This window comes from Pseudomonas sp. VMV1, assembly GCF_056790235.1.
On the sequence record NZ_JBXGSE010000003.1, the window covers coordinates 715,605 to 732,922 of the forward strand.

Consider the following 17,318-nt stretch of genomic DNA (forward strand, 5'->3'; position numbering starts at 1 on the left):
AGCTATCCAAGGAGCCGCTGCCGGAGGGAAGGATTCGCGCGGACAGAATGTCGAATCCACAGCAGCTCGCCGCACCACTATCGTGCGTGTGACTTTTTCAATAAAGTGACGGCTTGACGAAACTCCATTGCGAAAAAGGCAATAATGGATATCTTCCAAGGCATGCGCATCTTCGTCCGGGTCGTGGATCTGGGTAGCCTCACGGCCGCCGCCCATACCCTCGACCTGTCCACGGCCCAGGTGTCGCGCCTGTTGGCGGAACTGGAAAGCCATCTGCAGACGCGCCTGCTGCACCGCACCACCCGGCGGCTGGCGCTGACCGAGGCCGGTGAGCGCTACCTCGAGCGCTGCCGGCGCATCCTGCAGGATGTCGGCGAGGCCGAAGCCGAAGCCAGCGGGGCGCATCTCAAACCCCATGGCCATCTGCGCCTGCACTCCATGACCGGCCTGGGTACCCAGTTGCTGGCACCGCTGGTGTCACGCTTCTGCGCCCGCTATCCGCACGTGGAGATCGTCATGACGCTCTCGCAGAACCATCCGGCGCTGCTGGAGGATGGGCATGACATCGCCATCACCCTGGACACCGAACTGGCCGATTCGGATTTCGTCGCCCAGCGCCTGGGTGGGGTCTACAGCGTCGTCTGCGCGGCGCCCAGCTACCTGGCGCAACGCCCGGCGCCCAAGGTGCCGGCCGAGCTCGCCGAGCACGACTGCCTGCGCCTGATGGATCCGAATTTTTCCGAGCGCTGGGTCTTCGCCGGTCCCGAAGGCGAACTGCAGGTGGCGCCGCGCTATGTCTTCCAGGTCAATGTGGCCGAGGCACTGGCCAGCGTGGCGCGGCAGGGCATGGGCATCTGCCTGCTGCCCAGCTATATCGCGGTCAACTACCTGCGCGACGGCAGCCTGGTGCGGCTGCTGCCCAACTTCCGCCTGCGCGAGCGCAATATCCATGCGCTCTACCCCTCGCGGCGCTTTCTCGACGCCAAGATCAAGACCTGGATCGACTTCCTCAAGGAAGAACTGCCCGAGCGCCTGCAGGTGGAGAACCTGGTGCTGGAAGATCAGCGGTACTGGGCCAAGGACTAACCCAAAGCTTGTTGCAGGTTCTGTAACAGTGATTTAGTTAGCATACTATTTATTAGGCTGCGTTCATTGCCTAGAATGGTCCTGTACCCCAATGAACACATTCCTTTGAGGAGTTCGCCATGAAACGCCCTCTGTCCGCCCTGTTGCTGACCCTTGCCGCCCTGACCTCCGCCCAGTTCGCCGCTGCCGATGACAATCCCAGCCTGAGATACAAGCTGATCGACCAGAACCACGCCGCCATGCAGCACTACGGCGATCAGGCCGCTCCGGCCGCCAACCTGCGTCGCTGAGCCGCTCCGTTTTCGAAAGACCACCCCTCTTTGCTCCTTTGGTCTTTCTCAGCCGCACCCTCTGGGTGCGGCTTTTTTATATCTGCGGCACACTGAGTCTCTGACCTTGTCGAGGTGCTCATGACCGCCACTCCCGCTCAACGACTTGCCCGCCTGCGTGCCTTCCTGGCCGAACAGGGCGCCGATGCCTGCCTGATCCCCAGCGCCGATCCCCACCTGTCCGAATACCTGCCCGAACACTGGCAGGGCCGTGCCTGGCTGTCCGGCTTCACCGGCTCGGCCGGCCTGCTGCTGGTGACCCGGCATGCCGCTGGCGTCTGGACCGACAGCCGCTACTGGGAGCAGGCCACCCAGGAGCTGGCGGGCAGCGGCATCGACCTGATGAAGCAGGTCGCCAGCCAGCCCCAGGCCCACCTGCAGTGGCTGGCCGACCAGGTGCCCGAGGGTGGCACGGTGCTGGTGGACGGCCAGGTGCTGTCCCTCGGTTCCGCCGCCGCCTTGCGCCGGGCCCTGGAGCCCAAGGGCATCCAGCTGCGCACCGACCGCGATCCGTTGGCAACGATCTGGAGCGAGCGCCCCGTGCTGCCGGTGGCGCCAATCTATGCCCACGCCGCACCCCATGCGCCCCAGCCGCGCAGCGCCAAGCTTGCCCAGGTGCGCCAGGCCATGGCCGACGCTGGCACCGCCTGGCATTTCATCTCCTCCCTGGACGACATCGCCTGGCTGCTCAACCTGCGTGGCGCGGACGTGCCCTACAACCCGGTGTTCCTCGCTCATCTGCTGCTGGGTCAGGACAGCTGCCAGCTGTTCATCGACCCGGCCAAGGTGCCGGCCGAGATCCGCGCGGCCCTGGTGGCGGATGGCGTGGCCCTGACCGACTACCGCCAGGCCGCCGCCGAACTGGCCCGGCTGCCGGTCGGTAGCCGCCTGCTGGTGGACCCCGCGCGGGTCACCCTGGGGCTGGTCGAGGCCGCGCCCCAGGGCGTCGAGCGGCGCGAGCAGATCAATCCTTCGACCCTGCTCAAGGCGTGCAAGACCGCCGAGGAGGCGGCCCAGGTGCGCACGGCCATGGAAGAGGATGGTGCGGCCCTGTGCGTCTTCTTCGCCCGCTTCGAAGCAGCCCTGGCCCGTGGCGAGCGGCTCACCGAGCTGACCGTGGACGAGTGGCTGATCGAGGCACGCGCGGCGCGACCCAACTTCGTCTCCCTGAGCTTCGCCACCATCGCCGGCTTCAATGCCGGCGGGGCCCTGCCGCATTACCGGGCGACCGAAGAGGCCCATGCCGAACTCCAGGGCGACGGCCTGCTGCTGATCGACAGCGGCGGCCAATACCTGGGTGGCACCACCGACATCACCCGGGTAGTGCCCATCGGTACGCCCAGCGCTGCCCAGCGCCGAGATTTCACCCTGGTGCTCAAGGGCATGCTGGCACTGTCGCGGGTGCGCTTTCCGGCCGGTGTCGCCGCGCCCATGCTCGATGCCCTGGCGCGCGAGCCGATCTGGGCCGCCGGCATCGACTACGGCCATGGTACCGGCCATGGCGTGGGCTACTTCCTGAATGTGCACGAAGGTCCCCAGACCATTTCCTTCTATGCCACGGTCACCCCGCATCACGTCTTGCGCGAGGGCATGATCACCTCCAACGAACCGGGCATCTATCGCCCCGGCCAGTGGGGCGTGCGGCTGGAGAACCTGCTGCTGTGCACCCGGGCGGAAAGTACCGAATTCGGCGACTTCCTGGCCTTCGAGACCCTGACCCTCTGCCCGCTGGATACCCGCTGCCTGGATCTCGCCCTGCTGCGTGCCGACGAGCTGGACTGGCTGGACAGCTATCACGCCGAGGTCCGCCGCCGCGTGCTGCCGCTGGTAGAGGGCGCCGCCCGCGACTGGCTGCTGGCGCGTACCGAACCCGTCGCGAGGACTGCCGCATGAGCAGCAACGCCCAGCAATTCGCCAGTGACAACTATTCCGGCATCTGCCCGGAAGCCTGGGCGGCCATGGCGGCGGCCAACGTCGGTCACGAGACCGCCTATGGCAACGACACCTGGACGGCGCGCGCCGCCGATCGCTTTCGCCAGCTGTTCGAGACCGACTGCGAGGTGTTCTTTGCCTTCAACGGCACCGCGGCCAACTCTCTGGCCCTGGCGGCGCTGTGCCAGAGCTACCACAGCGTGATCTGCTCCGACACCGCCCACGTCGAGACCGACGAATGCGGCGCGCCCGAGTTCTTTTCCAACGGCTCCAAGCTGCTGCTGGCACCGGCGTACCAGGGCAAGCTGACGCCAGGCGCCATCCAGCAGATCGCCACCAAGCGCGCCGACATCCACTTTCCCAAGCCACGCGCTGTGACCGTCACCCAGGCCACCGAGGTAGGCACCCTCTACGGCCTCAACGAACTGCAGGCGATCAGCGCCACCTGCCGCGATCTCGGCCTGCACCTGCACATGGATGGCTCACGCTTTGCCAACGCCGTGGCTGGCCTGGGCTGCACGCCGGCCGAGGTGACCTGGAAGGCCGGCGTCGACGTGCTCTGCTTTGGCGGTACCAAGAGCGGCATGGCGGTGGGGGAGGCGATCCTTTTCTTCAACCGCGACCTGGCCGAAGACTTCGAGTACCGCTGCAAACAGGCTGGCCAGCTGGCCTCCAAGATGAGATTCCTCTCCGCGCCCTGGCTTGGCGTTCTGGAGAACGACACCTGGCTGCGCCACGCCCGCCATGCCAACGCCATGGCCCAATTGCTGGCCGAGCGGGTGCGCCGGGTGCCCGGGGTGGACTTCATGTTCCCGGTGGAAGCCAACTCGGTGTTCCTGCAACTGTCCGAGCCGGCACTGGAATTCCTGCGCAGCCGCGGCTGGCGCTTCTACACCTTCATCGGCAGCGGCGGCGCCCGCTTCATGTGCTCCTGGGACACCGAAGAGGCGCGGGTACTGGAACTGGCCGCGGACATCCGCCTGGCGATGGGGGGTTAGGGCGTATCGTAGCCAGAGTGGCGATAGATCGTAGGTTGGGTTGAGACGGCTCTATCGTCGAAGCCCAACATTGTCGGCTCCCGGGGCACTATTGGGCTTCGCTGCGCTCAACCCAACCTACGGCAGCTCGTAGGGGCGGCGGCATCGGCGGACCGCTATGGCCGCGATCACACCTGGCATAGGGTGTATCGCGGCCATGGGCCGCTCCTACGGGATTCGCTTCTCTCATCCATCGGTACCCATTCCCATGTGGAAAACGCTGCGCGGTTTTCCACGCTACGGTGTTCACCGGGGACGCCATCCCCGTCAGCCGTTACCATGGCCTCTCTCTTCACCATCCCTGGCGATCCATGGCCAAGAAGTCCGGTAAAACCCTCACTGCCGCGGTCAATCCCGGCGCCCCCACGCTCATCGACGTGGCCCGGGTCGCCGGGGTGTCGCCGATCACCGTGTCCCGGGCGCTGAATCGCCCGGAGATCGTCAGCGAAGCGGCGCGCACCAAGGTGCTGGCGGCGGTGCAGGCCACCGGCTATGTGCCCAATCTGCTGGCCGGCGGCCTGGCTTCGAACCGCAGTCGCCTGGTGGCGCTGTTCGTGCCGACCATCGTCCACTCCATCTTCGCCGAGACCGTGCAGGCACTGATGGCGCGCCTGTCCCAGGCCGGCTACCAGACCCTGCTGGGCCTGACCGGCTACAGTGCCGAGCAGGAAGAACAGCTGCTGGCCGCGGTGCTGGGGCGCAAGCCCGATGGCATCGTGCTCACCGGTACCCTGCATACCGTGGCCAGTCGCCAGCGCCTGGCCACGGCTGGCATTCCGGTGGTGGAGTCCTGGGACCTGGGTGAAGCGCCGCTGGACATGCAGGTGGGCTTTTCCCACGAGGCGGTGGGCCGTGCCCAGGCCGAGCACCTGCAGGCGCGTGGCTATCGCCGCTTCGCCGTGGTGTCGGTGGACGATCCGCGCGCGCTGCGCCGCTGTCGCAGTCTGGTGGCGCGCCTGGCCGAGCTGGGGTTGCCAACACCGCCGGTGGAAATCCTGCCGGCCCCTGCCCTGGTGGAGTCCGGCCGGGCCGGATTACGGCAGCTGCTCGCCCGTGGAGAAACCTTCGACGTGGTGGTGTGCAGCTCGGATACCGTCGCCCAGGGCGTAATGGCGGAAGCCGCGAGTCGCGGTCTGCGCCTGCCCGAAGACCTGGCGGTGCTGGGTTTCGGCAATCTTTCCAGCGCGGCCCAGATGCATCCGGCGCTGTCGTCGGTGAGCGTCGAGGGTGACCGCATGGGCACCCTGGCGGCGGAGGCTCTGCTGCAGCGGTTCAGCGAGGGTGGCTGCCCTCGCGAGGCCGTGCGGATCGACACCGGTTTTCACATCATCGACCGCGCGACGACCTGACCGCCGGCATTCACGTCGTTAGACGTCATACTTGTATGGTTGCGCAATCATGGCTTAGTCTTGGCCTACCGTAAGGCCTGAGACACCTTGTCGCATCTTTCTATGATTGCGCAATCATTTCTCCGGCCGCGTCTTCAATAAAAACAATCACGCAAGAGGGATCCCCATGGATGCCACAAGACCGACCCGAGTGCGGTACCTGATCCTGTTGATGCTGTTCGTGGTGACCACCATCAACTACGCCGATCGCGCCACCATCGCCATCGCCGGCTCCAGCCTGCAGAAAGACCTCGGCATCAGCGCCGTGACCCTGGGCTACATCTTCTCCGCCTTCGGCTGGGCCTATGTGGCCGGGCAGATTCCCGGCGGCTGGCTGCTGGATCGCTTCGGTTCGAAGAAGGTCTATGCCGGCAGCATCTTCTTCTGGTCCTTCTTCACCCTGCTGCAGGGCCTGGTCGGCGGCCTGCCGGTGGCCTGGGCGGTGACCACCCTGTTCCTGCTGAGATTCCTGGTCGGCCTGGCCGAGGCGCCGTCCTTCCCGGGCAATGCGCGCATCGTCGCCGCCTGGTTCCCCACCGCCGAACGCGGTACCGCCTCGGCGATCTTCAACTCGGCGCAGTACTTCGCCACCGCCCTGTTCGCGCCGATCATGGGCGGCATCGTCTTCCACTTCGGCTGGGAGCATGTCTTCGTCATCATGGGTGCCCTGGGCATCCTGTTCTCCCTGGCGTGGCTGAAATACATCCACAATCCCAAGGAGCATCCGCGCATCAATGCCGCGGAGCTGGCGCACATCCGTGACAACGGCGGGCTGGTGGACATGGACAACAGCGCGCGCCAGCGGGATGGCGGGCCCAAGTGGCACTACATCGCCCAACTGCTGACCAACCGCATGATGCTGGGCGTCTACCTGGGCCAGTACTGCATCAATGCCATCACCTATTTCTTCCTGACCTGGTTCCCGGTGTACCTGGTGCAGGAGCGCGGCATGACCATCCTCAAGGCCGGCTTCATCGCCTCGCTGCCGGCGATCTGCGGCTTCATCGGTGGGGTGCTGGGCGGGGTGATCTCCGACTACCTGCTGCGCCGCGGCCATTCCCTGACCTTCGCCCGCAAGCTGCCCATCGTCTGCGGCCTGCTGCTCTCCACCACCATGATCTTCTGCAACTACGTCGATGCGGACTGGATGGTGGTCGGCTTCATGACCCTGGCCTTCTTCGGCAAGGGTATCGGCGCCCTGGGCTGGGCAGTGGTCGCGGACACCTCGCCCAAGCAGATCGCCGGGCTGTCCGGCGGCCTGTTCAACACCTTCGGCAACCTGGCCTCCATCACCACGCCCATCGTCATCGGCTACATCATCGCCGCCACCGGCTCCTTCAAGTGGGCGCTGGTCTATGTCGGCGCCAATGCCCTGGTGGCCGTGTTCAGCTACCTGTTCATCGTCGGCCGTATCCAGCGCGTCGAGCTGCGTACCGCCGACGGCGAGATCCTGGGCACGACCCAGCCTGACCCGGCCCGGGCCTGATCCCGAGCGGAGGATAAGAAGATGCAACTGATCGATCACCGTGATTCGCCGCGCTACATCAAGCTCCATCCCCAGGACAATGTCGGGGTGGTGGTCAACGAACCGGGCGTGGCCGCCGGCACCGCCTTCGGCGATGGCCTGACCACCGTCGAAGCCATCCCCCAGAGCCACAAGGTCTCCCTGGTGGACCTGGTCGAAGGCGCCGAGGTGGTGCGCTACGGCGAGGTCATCGGCTATGCCCTGCAGGACATTCCGGCCGGCAGCTGGATCACCGAGGCGCTGCTGCGCATGCCGGAGCCGCCTGCGCTGGACAACCTGCCCAAGGCCACGGCGCCCGGCCAGGTCGGCGAACCCCTGGAGGGCTATACCTTCGAGGGCTTCCGTAATCCGGACGGCAGCGTCGGCACCCGCAACATCCTGGCGGTGACCACCACCGTGCAGTGCGTGGTGGGGGTGCTGGACCACTGTGTCGAGCGGGTACGCAAGGAGCTCCTGCCGCGCTATCCCAACGTCGACGACGTGGTGCCCCTGTCCCACAGCTATGGCTGCGGCGTGGCCATCAACGCACCCGATGCGGTGATCCCGATCCGCACCCTGCACAACATCAGCCGCAATCCCAACTTCGGTGGCCAGGCGCTGGTCATCGGCCTGGGCTGCGAAAAGCTGCAGGCCAGCCAGCTGATGCCCGGTGATGATCTCACCGCCGGGCAGAACGAAGAGGAGTGGCTGTTCCGCCTGCAGGATTCGGCCAATGGCTTCACCGGCATGGTCGAGCAGATCATGGGTCTGATCGAGGCGCGCCTGGAGGTGCTCGACCAACGTCGCCGCGAGACGGTGCCGGCGTCCGAGCTGGTGGTAGGCATGCAGTGCGGTGGCAGCGACGCCTTCTCCGGCATCACGGCCAACCCGGCCCTGGGCGTGGCGGCCGACCTGCTGGTGCGGGCCGGTGCCACCGTAATGTTTTCCGAGAACACCGAAGTGCGCGACGGCATCCACCTGCTGACTCCGCGCGCCGCCACCCCCGAGGTGGCCGACGCCCTGATCCGCGAGATGGACTGGTACGACCGCTACCTGGAGCGGGGCATGGCTGATCGTAGTGCCAATACCACCCCTGGCAACAAGAAGGGCGGGCTGAACAACATTGTCGAAAAGGCCATGGGGTCGATCGCCAAGTCGGGCACCAGCCCCATCGCCGGGGTCATCGCGCCCGGGGAGAAGATCAGAGGTAAGGGCCTGTACTTCGCCGCCACTCCGGCCAGCGACTTCATCTGCGGCACCCTGCAATTGGCGGCCGGAATGAACCTGCACATCTTCACCACCGGTCGCGGCACCCCCTATGGCCTGTCCATGGTGCCGGTGATCAAGGTCTCGACCCGCACCCAGCTGGCCGAGCGCTGGCCGGACCTGATCGACATCGATGCCGGGCGGGTGGTGAGTGGGCGGTTGTCGCTGGAGGAGATGGGCTGGGAGATCTTCCAGTGCTACCTGGACGTGGCCAGCGGTCGCCGCCAGACCTGGGCCGAGCGCCATCGCCTGCATAACGACCTGGCGCTGTTCAATCCGGCCCCGGTGACCTGATAGGTGCGGCAATAAAAAAGGCCGATCCCCTTGGGATCGGCCTTTTTTTATGCGGTGACTTCACGTCGGTTCGGTAGCGGCGACGTGATCGTCGCGGCGCCCCTAGTCGCCCAGGGCTCGACCGCTGACTGGCCGCAGGTGCTGCTGGCCGTCGTCTTCCGGATCGCGCATCAGCACGTAGCCAAGGATGATGCCGACGAAAAGGTTGCCGACGCCGATATCGAACAGGTCGGTGGTCCAGCCGATCAGGCAGAGGCAGAAGGCAATGGCCAGCAGGGTGTGGCTCAGGCGGTCAGGGTTGGTGTGCAGGCGGATGAATACCGGCAACTGCATGGCATAACCGAGGATGCCGACGACACCGAACACGCACCAGAGATAGACCACGCTGCTGTCACTGGTGACGAACAGATCGATCCCCGGAATCGGAAAGGCGGCCATGGAGCTGCCGAACAGGCCGAAGCCGGCGCCCTCCAGGGTCCAGCCATGGCGCGTCATCTCCGCCACCACATTGGGCCAGGTGTTGACCAGGCGATCATAGAAGGACGCCAGACCGCTGTCGCTCATCACCACCAGCGGATCGAAGTCGCGCACCAGGCTCAGCACCGGCAGCAGCATGCCGCCAAGCACGGCGAGCAGGATCAGGATGTAGGTCGGCCACTGGAAGCGGCGGGTCATCATCAGCGCCAGGGTGAAGGCGAAGGCCGCCGCCGGCGCCTTGCTGGTGGTGAGCAGGATGCCGAAGAAGCCGATCAGGGCGACGACCAGCCAGAGCGTCTTGGAGCGGGCGAATTGCGCCAGGAACAAGCAATAGACCGCGATCAGCGCGGCCAGCACGTTGGATACCCGGGCGAAGCCGGCGATGCGGTCCTCTTCGCCGGCGACCCACTGGGTATTGCCCGCGATGTCGTTGCCGCCCAGGTTGTAGCTGTAGCCTTTCCAGGGTACCGAGGTGAACTTGTCCAGGGCGATACCGATCAGGCAGGCGATCAGCAGCACGAACATGGCCCGGCCCAGCAGCTTGCGCTGCTTGAGCAGTTCGCGGCCGCAGACCAGACCGAACAGCAGCGGGCTGTAGACGAACAGCGAGAACAGCACGTTGTTGAGGGTCCCGCCATGCAACATGGCGAGGGCGGCGTAGGCCAGGCCGGCGAACAAGCCCACCCAGATCACCCTAGGCAGCTTGACCGTCGCCACTTGCAGGGCGAACAGCGCCAGACAGGCGATCTTGGGCAGATAGACCAGCGCCGAGGCGCCGACCATGTCCAGGGCATAGCGCAGAAAGCCGGAAAAGGTCTCGACGACCAGCAGGCTGATGGCAGTCCACACCATGAGGGTGGAATAGCGCCATTCGAGCACGCGCTGGAAGGGGGAGGGGGTGGCGGTTGCAACCGACATGATGATCATCCCTGTCTTGATGCCGATGGCGTAATGGGCCACCAGTCCTGACGTAAAAGCGAGGCCCGCCAGGGCACGCCACCTTGGCGTTACCGACGGACTGCAGAAGCAAAGGTGCAAAGGCGGGCACGCTACCGCCAGCGACCGTCGAGAACGGGCACGGCAGCAGCGCGAGACGTAAGCCGAAGGGATGATAGCGGAGGGCTTGCAGCGCCTGTCAAACGGCGCCGGGCCGACCGGAAATCCTCAACGCGGATATCAGAAGCAGGCCACAAAAAGCCCGCTATTTGACCATCCGCCAGGTCAGCGGATAGCGGTAGTCACGGCCCTGATTGGCCTTGATGCCGGCGATCACTGTCAGCACGAAGGCCACGCAGGCCACCAGCAGCATCAGCGGAAAGCCGATCAGCACCCACACCAGCAGCCAGCAGATCATGTGCAGCAGGGTGACGGTGAGCTGGAAGTTCAGCGCCTCCTTGCCCTGGCGGTCGATGAAGGGGTCGTCCTCGCGCTTGAACTGCCAGACCACCAGCGGGCCTATGACGTTGCCGATGAAGGGCACGACGAAGCCCAGGAAGGCGGCGTAGTGACAGAGCATGGCCCAGCGCCGGGCTTCGGCGCTGGGGGCGGGGACGAGATCGTGCATGAGGACTTCCTTACTCGCCGCGCAGGGCGGCTTGCTGGAGCTCGAACAGATCGCGCAGGCCACCCTGGGCCAGTTCGAGCATGGCGTTGAGTTCGGCTGGCTGGAAGGGCGCGCCTTCGGCGGTGCCCTGGACTTCGATGAAGCCACCGGCATCGGTCATGATCACGTTGAGATCGGTCTCGGCGGCGGAGTCTTCCAGGTAGTCCAGGTCGAGTACCGGGGTGCCCTGGTAGATGCCCACGGAGATGGCGGCCACCATCTGCTTGAGCGGATTGCCCTTGAGGTTGCCGCGGCGCTTGAGCGCGCCCAGGGCATCGACCAGGGCGACGCAGGCACCGGTCACCGAGGCGGTGCGGGTACCGCCATCGGCCTGGATCACGTCGCAGTCGATGTAGATGGTGTTCTCGCCCAGCTTGGACAGGTCCACGGCGGCGCGCAGCGAACGGCCGATCAGACGCTGGATTTCCAGGGTGCGACCACCCTGCTTGCCCTTGGCGGCTTCACGCTGGTTCCGCTCGCCGGTGGCGCGGGGCAGCATGCCGTATTCGGCGGTGAGCCAGCCCTGGCCCTTGCCCTTGAGAAAGCGCGGCACCCCGGCTTCGACGCTGGCGGTGCAGATCACCTTGGTGTCGCCGAATTCCACCAGGACCGAACCCTCGGCGTGCTTGGTGTATTGACGGGTGATGCGGATGGGGCGCAGCTGATCGGCGGCGCGGCCACTGGGACGCTTCATTGCGGGCTTCCTGTAAGGCATGGGTATCAGGTCCATAGTATAGGGAGCGTCCGGCTCATGCGACACGGATGCGTTGGGTCGCTCCGATCAGGTGCGCTAGAATCGTGCGTTTTACGTGCGTGGGAGGTCCGGATCGCTCCGGATCCCGCGCATCGCCAGACGAGGATCCTGCCATGGTGCACAGCATGACGGCGTTCGCCCGGGTCGAGCAGCCGGGGCCCCAGGGCACCCTGAGTTGGGAGCTGCGCTCGGTCAATCACCGTTACCTGGAGCCGCACCTGCGGCTGCCCGAGACCTTTCGCGACCTCGAATCCGGGGTGCGCGAGGCGCTGCGGCGCCGTCTGTCGCGGGGCAAGGTGGAATGCGTGCTGCGCGAGGCGCGCGACGAGAGCGCGGCCCTGCGTGTCGATGCCCGCCGGGCGGCGCAACTGGTGGCGGCCGCCGAGGACGTCGCGGCGCTGATCGCCCGCCCCGCCAAGCTCGATCCCCTGGCCGTGCTGGCCTGGCCGGGCGTGCTGGCGGGTGCCGAGGTGGATGGCGCCGAGCTCAAGGCCCAGACCCTGGCGCTGTTCGAGACGGCGCTGGACGAATTGCTCGAAGGTCGGCTCCGCGAGGGCCATGAACTGGGCCGGCTGATCGAAGAACGACTGGTTCAGCTGCTCGCGGAGGTAGCGACACTCAGGGCGCTGCTGCCCGAGCTGCTGGCCCTGCAACGGCGGCGTATCCTCGAGCGCTGCGCCGAGGCGGGCGTCGAGTTCGAGCCGGCGCGACTGGAGCAGGAACTGGTGCTGCTGGCGCAAAAGAGCGACGTGGCCGAGGAGCTGGACCGCCTGGAGACCCATGTGGCCGAGGTGCGGCGGGTCCTGGCCGGCAGCGGCGCGACCGGGCGGCGCCTGGACTTCCTCATGCAGGAACTCAATCGCGAGGCCAACACCCTGGGCTCCAAGGCCATCGACGCCCGTGCCTCCCAGGCAGCCATCAATCTCAAGGTGCTCATCGAACAGATGCGTGAGCAAGTGCAGAACATCGAATAGGCGGACCTCCATGACAGCCCTTCCCGGCACCCTCTACATCGTTTCCGCGCCCTCCGGTGCTGGCAAGACCAGCCTGGTCAAGGCCCTGCTGGACGCCCTGCCCGACATTCGCTTGTCGGTCTCCCACACCACCCGCGCCATGCGCCCGGGTGAGGCGGACGGCGTGAACTATCACTTCGTTGACTGCGCGACCTTTACCAACCTGCTCGAACACGGCGATTTCCTCGAACACGCCGAGGTGTTCGGCAACTATTACGGCACTTCCCAGGCCGCGCTGGAGCGTGACCTCGCCGAAGGCCACGACCTGATCCTGGAAATCGATTGGCAGGGCGCCGAGCAGGTACGTCGCAAGCTGCCCCACGCCCAGTCGATCTTTATCCTGCCGCCCAGCCAGGCCGCCTTGCGCCAGCGCCTGGACAATCGTGGCCAGGACAGCGCCGAGGTCATCGAACGCCGTATGCGCGAGGCGGTGAGCGAGATGAGTCACTATGTCGAGTACGACTACCTGATCATCAACGACGACTTCGCCAGCGCCCTGGAGGATCTCAAGTCGATCTTCCGCACCCGCCAGCTGCGCCTGGATCGCCAACAGCGCCGCCACGACGACCTGCTGGTGGATCTGCTGGGCTGATGCCCGTCCCTCGACCCGCGCCATCAACGCGGGTCGCCTTGTTTCCCGTTACCCCGCCTGTGTCTGCAGGACCCTTTGCAAAGGGTCTAGAGATATTTTGTTACATCTGTGTCCGGCGATTTGGACCCTGATCGGCGCATGTCGATTTTTTGGCATCCAATTGATTCATCTTATTTTATATGCAGCTTTTCCGTCGTTAGTGGATTAGCTTCGCTGCCTATAAAGTATTTCCCAGGGTTTTATATAGCTTTATAAAGCGCTGTTGCGTGAAGGTAGTTAGTTCGGCGTAACTATGGCGATTAACCCGTCATAATCTTTTCTACTTGTTTTAAAAAAGTGCAGCTAGCCTTGTTAGTGGCACTGCATCGAAACTGCTTTCATGAATGAAGGCATTTCGATATTGCCAGCGTCTGGTCGAATGACATGCGATGTTTTGAAGCGTGAACAGGGTTCGCGGGGGCAGCCTTGTGATAAGGGATTCACTTGCCCGTGATTTCCATCAAGGCTTCTAAATCGCGTGCTTAGCGGGTCAGTTCGTCATCCGTGCCAAAGAAGTGCTGTTCTCACGCTAATGCAATAAAGGGAGATTTCGACATGAAGTTGAAAGTTATGGCAGCTCTACTGTTGTCCGCCGCGCTGGGGTCCACGGTTCAGGCCACGGAGTCTGGGAATAGCGATCCTTACTTGCGATTGAAGGTGTTGGGTAATGAAGGCTTCGTGCTGAAAAGATTGAGGGTGGCAGATACCAAGATCGTCTCGGGCAGTGAATATGACTGCCTGGTGGTTGGCCCTGGCGTGGTTGTCGATGAGAACATCAAGAAGGAGATCAACAACGCTCTCGATCAAGGTAAGCGGGTACTTTTTGACAACCAGCCTGGACAGCAGGTCGCCACCGAGAACGCGGCCAAGGCACTCGGCATGAGCGTTGAGGCGGACGCCCTGATGGTGCACAAGCCCAAGGATGCGACGGGGCTGCTGATGACCCCCGTCGATCGTCCGCGGCAGTCCGATGCGCTGTCCGAAAGCAAAGTCGCCAGCAACAAGAAGCAGGAAACGGAAAACACCATCGAAAATGTCTTTGGTATCTAGGGAGTGGAAGCCATGAACACCATCGTGAAATCGACTCTGGGCGGTGCGCTCGGCTTCGTGCTTTCGACCGGGCTGGTCCAGGCTGGCGAATGCTTCACCGATCACACGGAACCGGCGATGCTAGGCGATGGCTCTCGCGCCTTCGCTACCCAGCAGGCACGCAACAAGTGGGAAGACTGGATCTGGCGCGGGCCGCTTTTCGTGTGTTCGAGCAGAGGCACCGTCGACTGTACCTACGCCTGGGGCGAGACCAAGACATCCAGTTATGGCTGGTCGGTAGGGGTCAAGATCAACCCGGACAAGCTGCCCTTCGTCGGCAAATACCTCACCATTCTGGGCGTCGATGGCAGCTACAAACAGGATCGCTCGATGAGCACCTCCTTTACCTGGAGTGTCAGGGTGCAACCGGGTTATCGCGTGCAGCCAATTCAGGTGATCGAGCGCCGTTGGAAGAGTGGCCAGTTCCGCGGTGCCTGGGTACAGAATGGCAGCTGTTCGGTAGGCGTAGGCCAACCGGCAGGCCGTCACTGGTACGAGTGGGATTCCAAGCGGGTGATCGGCAATTGGAGCGGCAACTTGGAGGTCAGCCGTTACGCCACCTACCACGTCTACCGCTAGGCGGAGGCTGGGTACCGACCGGGTCGTTGCGACCCGGTCGGTTTGCGATCAGAGCTTGATCCAGGTCGCCTTGAGCTCGGTGTACTTGTCGAAGGCGTGCAGGGATTTATCGCGGCCGTTGCCGGACTGCTTGAAGCCGCCGAAGGGCGCGGTCATGTCGCCGCCGTCGTACTGGTTGACCCAGACGCTGCCGGCGCGCAGGGCGCGGGCGGTCTTGTGCGCCTTGGAGATGTCACGGGTCCAGACCGCGGCGGCCAGGCCGTATTGGGTGTCGTTGGCGATCTGCACGGCTTCCTCGGCGGTGTCGAAGGTGATCACCGAAAGTACCGGGCCGAAGATCTCTTCCCGGGCGATCTTCATGGCGTTGCTCACGCCGTCGAAGATGGTCGGCTCGACATAGACCCCACCGGTCTCTTCCAGGGTGCGCTTGCCACCGGCCACCAGGGTGGCGCCTTCGGCATGGCCGGCTTCGATGTAGCGCAGCACGGTTTCCAGCTGGGTGGTGTCCACCAGGGCGCCGACGTTGGTGTCCGGATCCAGGGCGTGGCCGGGCTTCCAGCCCTTGAGGGCCTCGATCACCAGCGGCAGGAATTCTTCCTTGATGGAGCGCTCCACCAGCAGGCGCGAGCCGGCGGTGCAGACCTCACCCTGGTTGAAGGCGATGCCGCTGGCGGCGGCCGCGGCGGCGTCCTTGAGGTCGGGGGCATCGGCGAAGACGATGTTGGGGCTCTTGCCACCGGCCTCCAGCCAGACCCGCTTCATGTTGGATTCGCCGGAATAGGCCAGCAGTTGCTTGGCGACCCGGGTGGAGCCGGTGAAGACGATGGTGTCGACGTCCGCGTGCAGGCCCAGGGCCTTGCCGACCTGATGGCCGTAGCCCGGCAACACGTTGAACACTCCGGCCGGGATGCCGGCCTGCTGCGCCAGCTGGGCGACGCGGATGGCGGTCAGCGGCGATTTCTCCGAGGGCTTGAGCACCACCGAGTTGCCGGTAGCCAGCGCCGGGCCGAGCTTCCAGCAGGCCATCATCAGCGGGAAGTTCCAAGGCACCACGGCGGCGACCACGCCCACGGCTTCGCGGGTGACCAGACCGAGCTGATCGTGGGGGGTGGGAGCGACCTCGTCGTAGAGCTTGTCGATGGCCTCGGCGCTCCAGCGAATGGCGTTGGCCGAGGCGGGCACATCGATCTTCAGGGAGTCGGCGATGGGCTTGCCCATGTCCAGGGTTTCCAGCAGCGCCAGCTCTTCGGCATTGGCCAGCAGCAGGTCGGCGAAGCGGATCAGCACACGCTTGCGCTGGGCGGGCGCCAGGTGCGCCCAGGTGCCTTTCTGGAAGGCGGCGCGGGCGGCGGCCACGGCCAGGTCGGCGTCGGCGGCGTCGCAACTGGCGACCTTGGCGAGGAAGCGCCCATCCACCGGGCTCAGGCAATCGAAGGTGGCGCCGGAGGCGGCGTCGACATAGGCGCCGTCGATGAAGGCGCGACCTTCCAGGGTGAGACCTTGGAAGCGCTGCTCCCACTCGGCGCGGCTGGGCAAGCTCATGGGTGACTCCTCGCTAATGGCGGTGAGCAGCCACCCTAAACCGGCCCGGAAGGGTTATCAATATATTTGACAGTTGGCCGGCTGGAGCGTCGAAACGTGCGTTTTATCGAACGCTGCGCTGCCGCTGACGACTCAAGGTCAAGGCTGGGCGGGCGGTCGCCAGGGCGACACGGCGCTGCCGCGGCTGGAAGCACTGGCGAGTGAGCGGCGATTCGACGGTCGCGTCCAGGTCATCGAGCCAGCCATCGACGGCATCTTCCAGGGCTGCGACGGTGAGCTGCCCCAGCACCTGGTGGGCGATGAGATTGCCCAGGCTGGGGGCGGCCGGCGCGCGGGCAGCGCCCCACCAGGCGGCGAAGCGCTCCTGGATGCCTTCGAGCAGGCGATGGACGCGGTAGGCCGCGGCCAGCAGCGCCAGGCTGGCCGAGGGCGCCTGGGCCAGGGCGGCCGGGGCGAAACCGGCCAGGGCACGTTCGAGGACCCCGGCCAGCGGTGCTTCGAAGGCCACTGCCCGCGCCTGCAGCAGCAGGGCTTCGAGGGCGTCGGGCACCTTGTCGACATAGGCACTGGCGAAGCGCTCCAGGGCCGCGCCGCGGGTGGCATCGGCGCTGGCCGTGCGCGCCGCCTGGTCGGCGAAGGTGCGGCTGGCCTCGCCACTGTCCCGAGCACGCACCTGGGTGGTCTGGATCACGAGGCGCAAGGCGGCGGTATTCATGGCAGGGTCCTGCAGGGGTGAGCTGTGTTGGACGCCTCCAGGGTTAGCGGGTCACACCGTTCGTCCGGTGCCAGCGGCC

16 protein-coding genes are annotated in these 17,318 nt (G+C 65.3%); 11 read left to right on the forward strand and 5 right to left on the reverse strand.

The window, feature by feature from the left end; translation table 11 throughout:
* The first annotated feature begins 144 nt into the window (after positions 1 to 144).
* From ACUCV0_RS13395 to garD, 7 genes are all read left to right on the forward strand, one after another.
* The gene (locus tag ACUCV0_RS13395) at positions 145 to 1,086 is read left to right on the forward strand and encodes a LysR family transcriptional regulator (RefSeq protein ID WP_059316623.1); all 942 of its coding nucleotides are present in this window, start codon (positions 145 to 147) and stop codon (positions 1,084 to 1,086) included.
* A gap of 119 nt (positions 1,087 to 1,205) precedes the next feature.
* Positions 1,206 to 1,376 carry a hypothetical protein gene (locus tag ACUCV0_RS13400; RefSeq protein ID WP_167348573.1) on the forward strand — a complete coding sequence of 57 codons (171 nt, stop codon included), beginning with the start codon at positions 1,206 to 1,208 and terminating at the stop codon, positions 1,374 to 1,376.
* Positions 1,377 to 1,496: 120 nt separating this feature from the next.
* Positions 1,497 to 3,308, forward strand: coding sequence for an aminopeptidase P family protein (locus ACUCV0_RS13405; protein ID WP_482212904.1), 1,812 nt, complete (start codon positions 1,497 to 1,499; stop codon positions 3,306 to 3,308).
* A complete protein-coding gene (locus tag ACUCV0_RS13410; RefSeq protein WP_482212905.1) occupies positions 3,305 to 4,345 on the forward strand; it encodes a threonine aldolase family protein in 1,041 nt (346 codons plus the stop codon). The genes ACUCV0_RS13405 and ACUCV0_RS13410 overlap by 4 nt, the downstream gene beginning before the upstream one ends.
* 350 nt (positions 4,346 to 4,695) lie before the next feature.
* Positions 4,696 to 5,733 (forward strand): LacI family DNA-binding transcriptional regulator, encoded by a 1,038-nt coding sequence (locus tag ACUCV0_RS13415; protein ID WP_059316620.1) that lies wholly within the window; start codon positions 4,696 to 4,698, stop codon positions 5,731 to 5,733.
* 166 nt (positions 5,734 to 5,899) lie between these two features.
* A complete protein-coding gene (locus tag ACUCV0_RS13420; RefSeq protein ID WP_059316619.1) occupies positions 5,900 to 7,258 on the forward strand; it encodes an MFS transporter in 1,359 nt (452 codons plus the stop codon).
* A gap of 21 nt (positions 7,259 to 7,279) precedes the next feature.
* Positions 7,280 to 8,836 (forward strand): galactarate dehydratase, encoded by a 1,557-nt coding sequence (garD, locus tag ACUCV0_RS13425; protein WP_059316618.1) that lies wholly within the window; start codon positions 7,280 to 7,282, stop codon positions 8,834 to 8,836.
* 102 nt (positions 8,837 to 8,938) lie between these two features.
* On the opposite strand, the gene ACUCV0_RS13430 is transcribed toward garD, so the two are convergent.
* From ACUCV0_RS13430 to rph, 3 genes are all read right to left on the reverse strand, one after another.
* Entirely contained in the window at positions 8,939 to 10,231 is a 1,293-nt protein-coding gene (locus tag ACUCV0_RS13430; protein WP_482212906.1) for a hypothetical protein, read from the reverse strand.
* Between the two features lie 283 nt (positions 10,232 to 10,514).
* Positions 10,515 to 10,877 (reverse strand): DUF4870 domain-containing protein, encoded by a 363-nt coding sequence (locus tag ACUCV0_RS13435; RefSeq protein WP_007161419.1) that lies wholly within the window; start codon positions 10,875 to 10,877, stop codon positions 10,515 to 10,517.
* Between the two features lie 10 nt (positions 10,878 to 10,887).
* Positions 10,888 to 11,610 carry a ribonuclease PH gene (gene rph / locus ACUCV0_RS13440; protein WP_017639344.1) on the reverse strand — a complete coding sequence of 241 codons (723 nt, stop codon included), beginning with the start codon at positions 11,608 to 11,610 and terminating at the stop codon, positions 10,888 to 10,890.
* 173 nt (positions 11,611 to 11,783) lie between these two features.
* Here rph and ACUCV0_RS13445 point away from each other — a divergent pair, with 173 nt between their 5' ends.
* The 4 genes from ACUCV0_RS13445 to ACUCV0_RS13460 all read left to right on the forward strand — a co-directional run bounded on the left by ACUCV0_RS13445 (position 11,784) and on the right by ACUCV0_RS13460 (position 14,982).
* The gene (locus ACUCV0_RS13445) at positions 11,784 to 12,644 is read left to right on the forward strand and encodes a YicC/YloC family endoribonuclease (RefSeq protein ID WP_482212907.1); all 861 of its coding nucleotides are present in this window, start codon (positions 11,784 to 11,786) and stop codon (positions 12,642 to 12,644) included.
* A gap of 10 nt (positions 12,645 to 12,654) precedes the next feature.
* Entirely contained in the window at positions 12,655 to 13,275 is a 621-nt protein-coding gene (gene gmk, locus ACUCV0_RS13450) for a guanylate kinase (RefSeq protein WP_271653356.1), read from the forward strand.
* Between the two features lie 594 nt (positions 13,276 to 13,869).
* Positions 13,870 to 14,364 carry a hypothetical protein gene (locus ACUCV0_RS13455; protein WP_482212908.1) on the forward strand — a complete coding sequence of 165 codons (495 nt, stop codon included), beginning with the start codon at positions 13,870 to 13,872 and terminating at the stop codon, positions 14,362 to 14,364.
* A 12-nt stretch (positions 14,365 to 14,376) separates the two neighbouring features.
* Positions 14,377 to 14,982, forward strand: a complete 606-nt coding sequence (locus ACUCV0_RS13460; protein WP_482212909.1) for a hypothetical protein — start codon at positions 14,377 to 14,379, stop codon at positions 14,980 to 14,982.
* Between the two features lie 48 nt (positions 14,983 to 15,030).
* Here ACUCV0_RS13460 and ACUCV0_RS13465 read toward each other — a convergent pair whose 3' ends face one another.
* A complete protein-coding gene (locus tag ACUCV0_RS13465; protein WP_323150173.1) occupies positions 15,031 to 16,524 on the reverse strand; it encodes an aldehyde dehydrogenase in 1,494 nt (497 codons plus the stop codon).
* 103 nt (positions 16,525 to 16,627) lie between these two features.
* On the reverse strand, positions 16,628 to 17,239 hold the full coding sequence (locus ACUCV0_RS13470; RefSeq protein ID WP_059316612.1) for a hypothetical protein: 612 nt from the start codon (positions 17,237 to 17,239) through the stop codon (positions 16,628 to 16,630).
* Positions 17,240 to 17,318 lie beyond the last annotated feature (79 nt).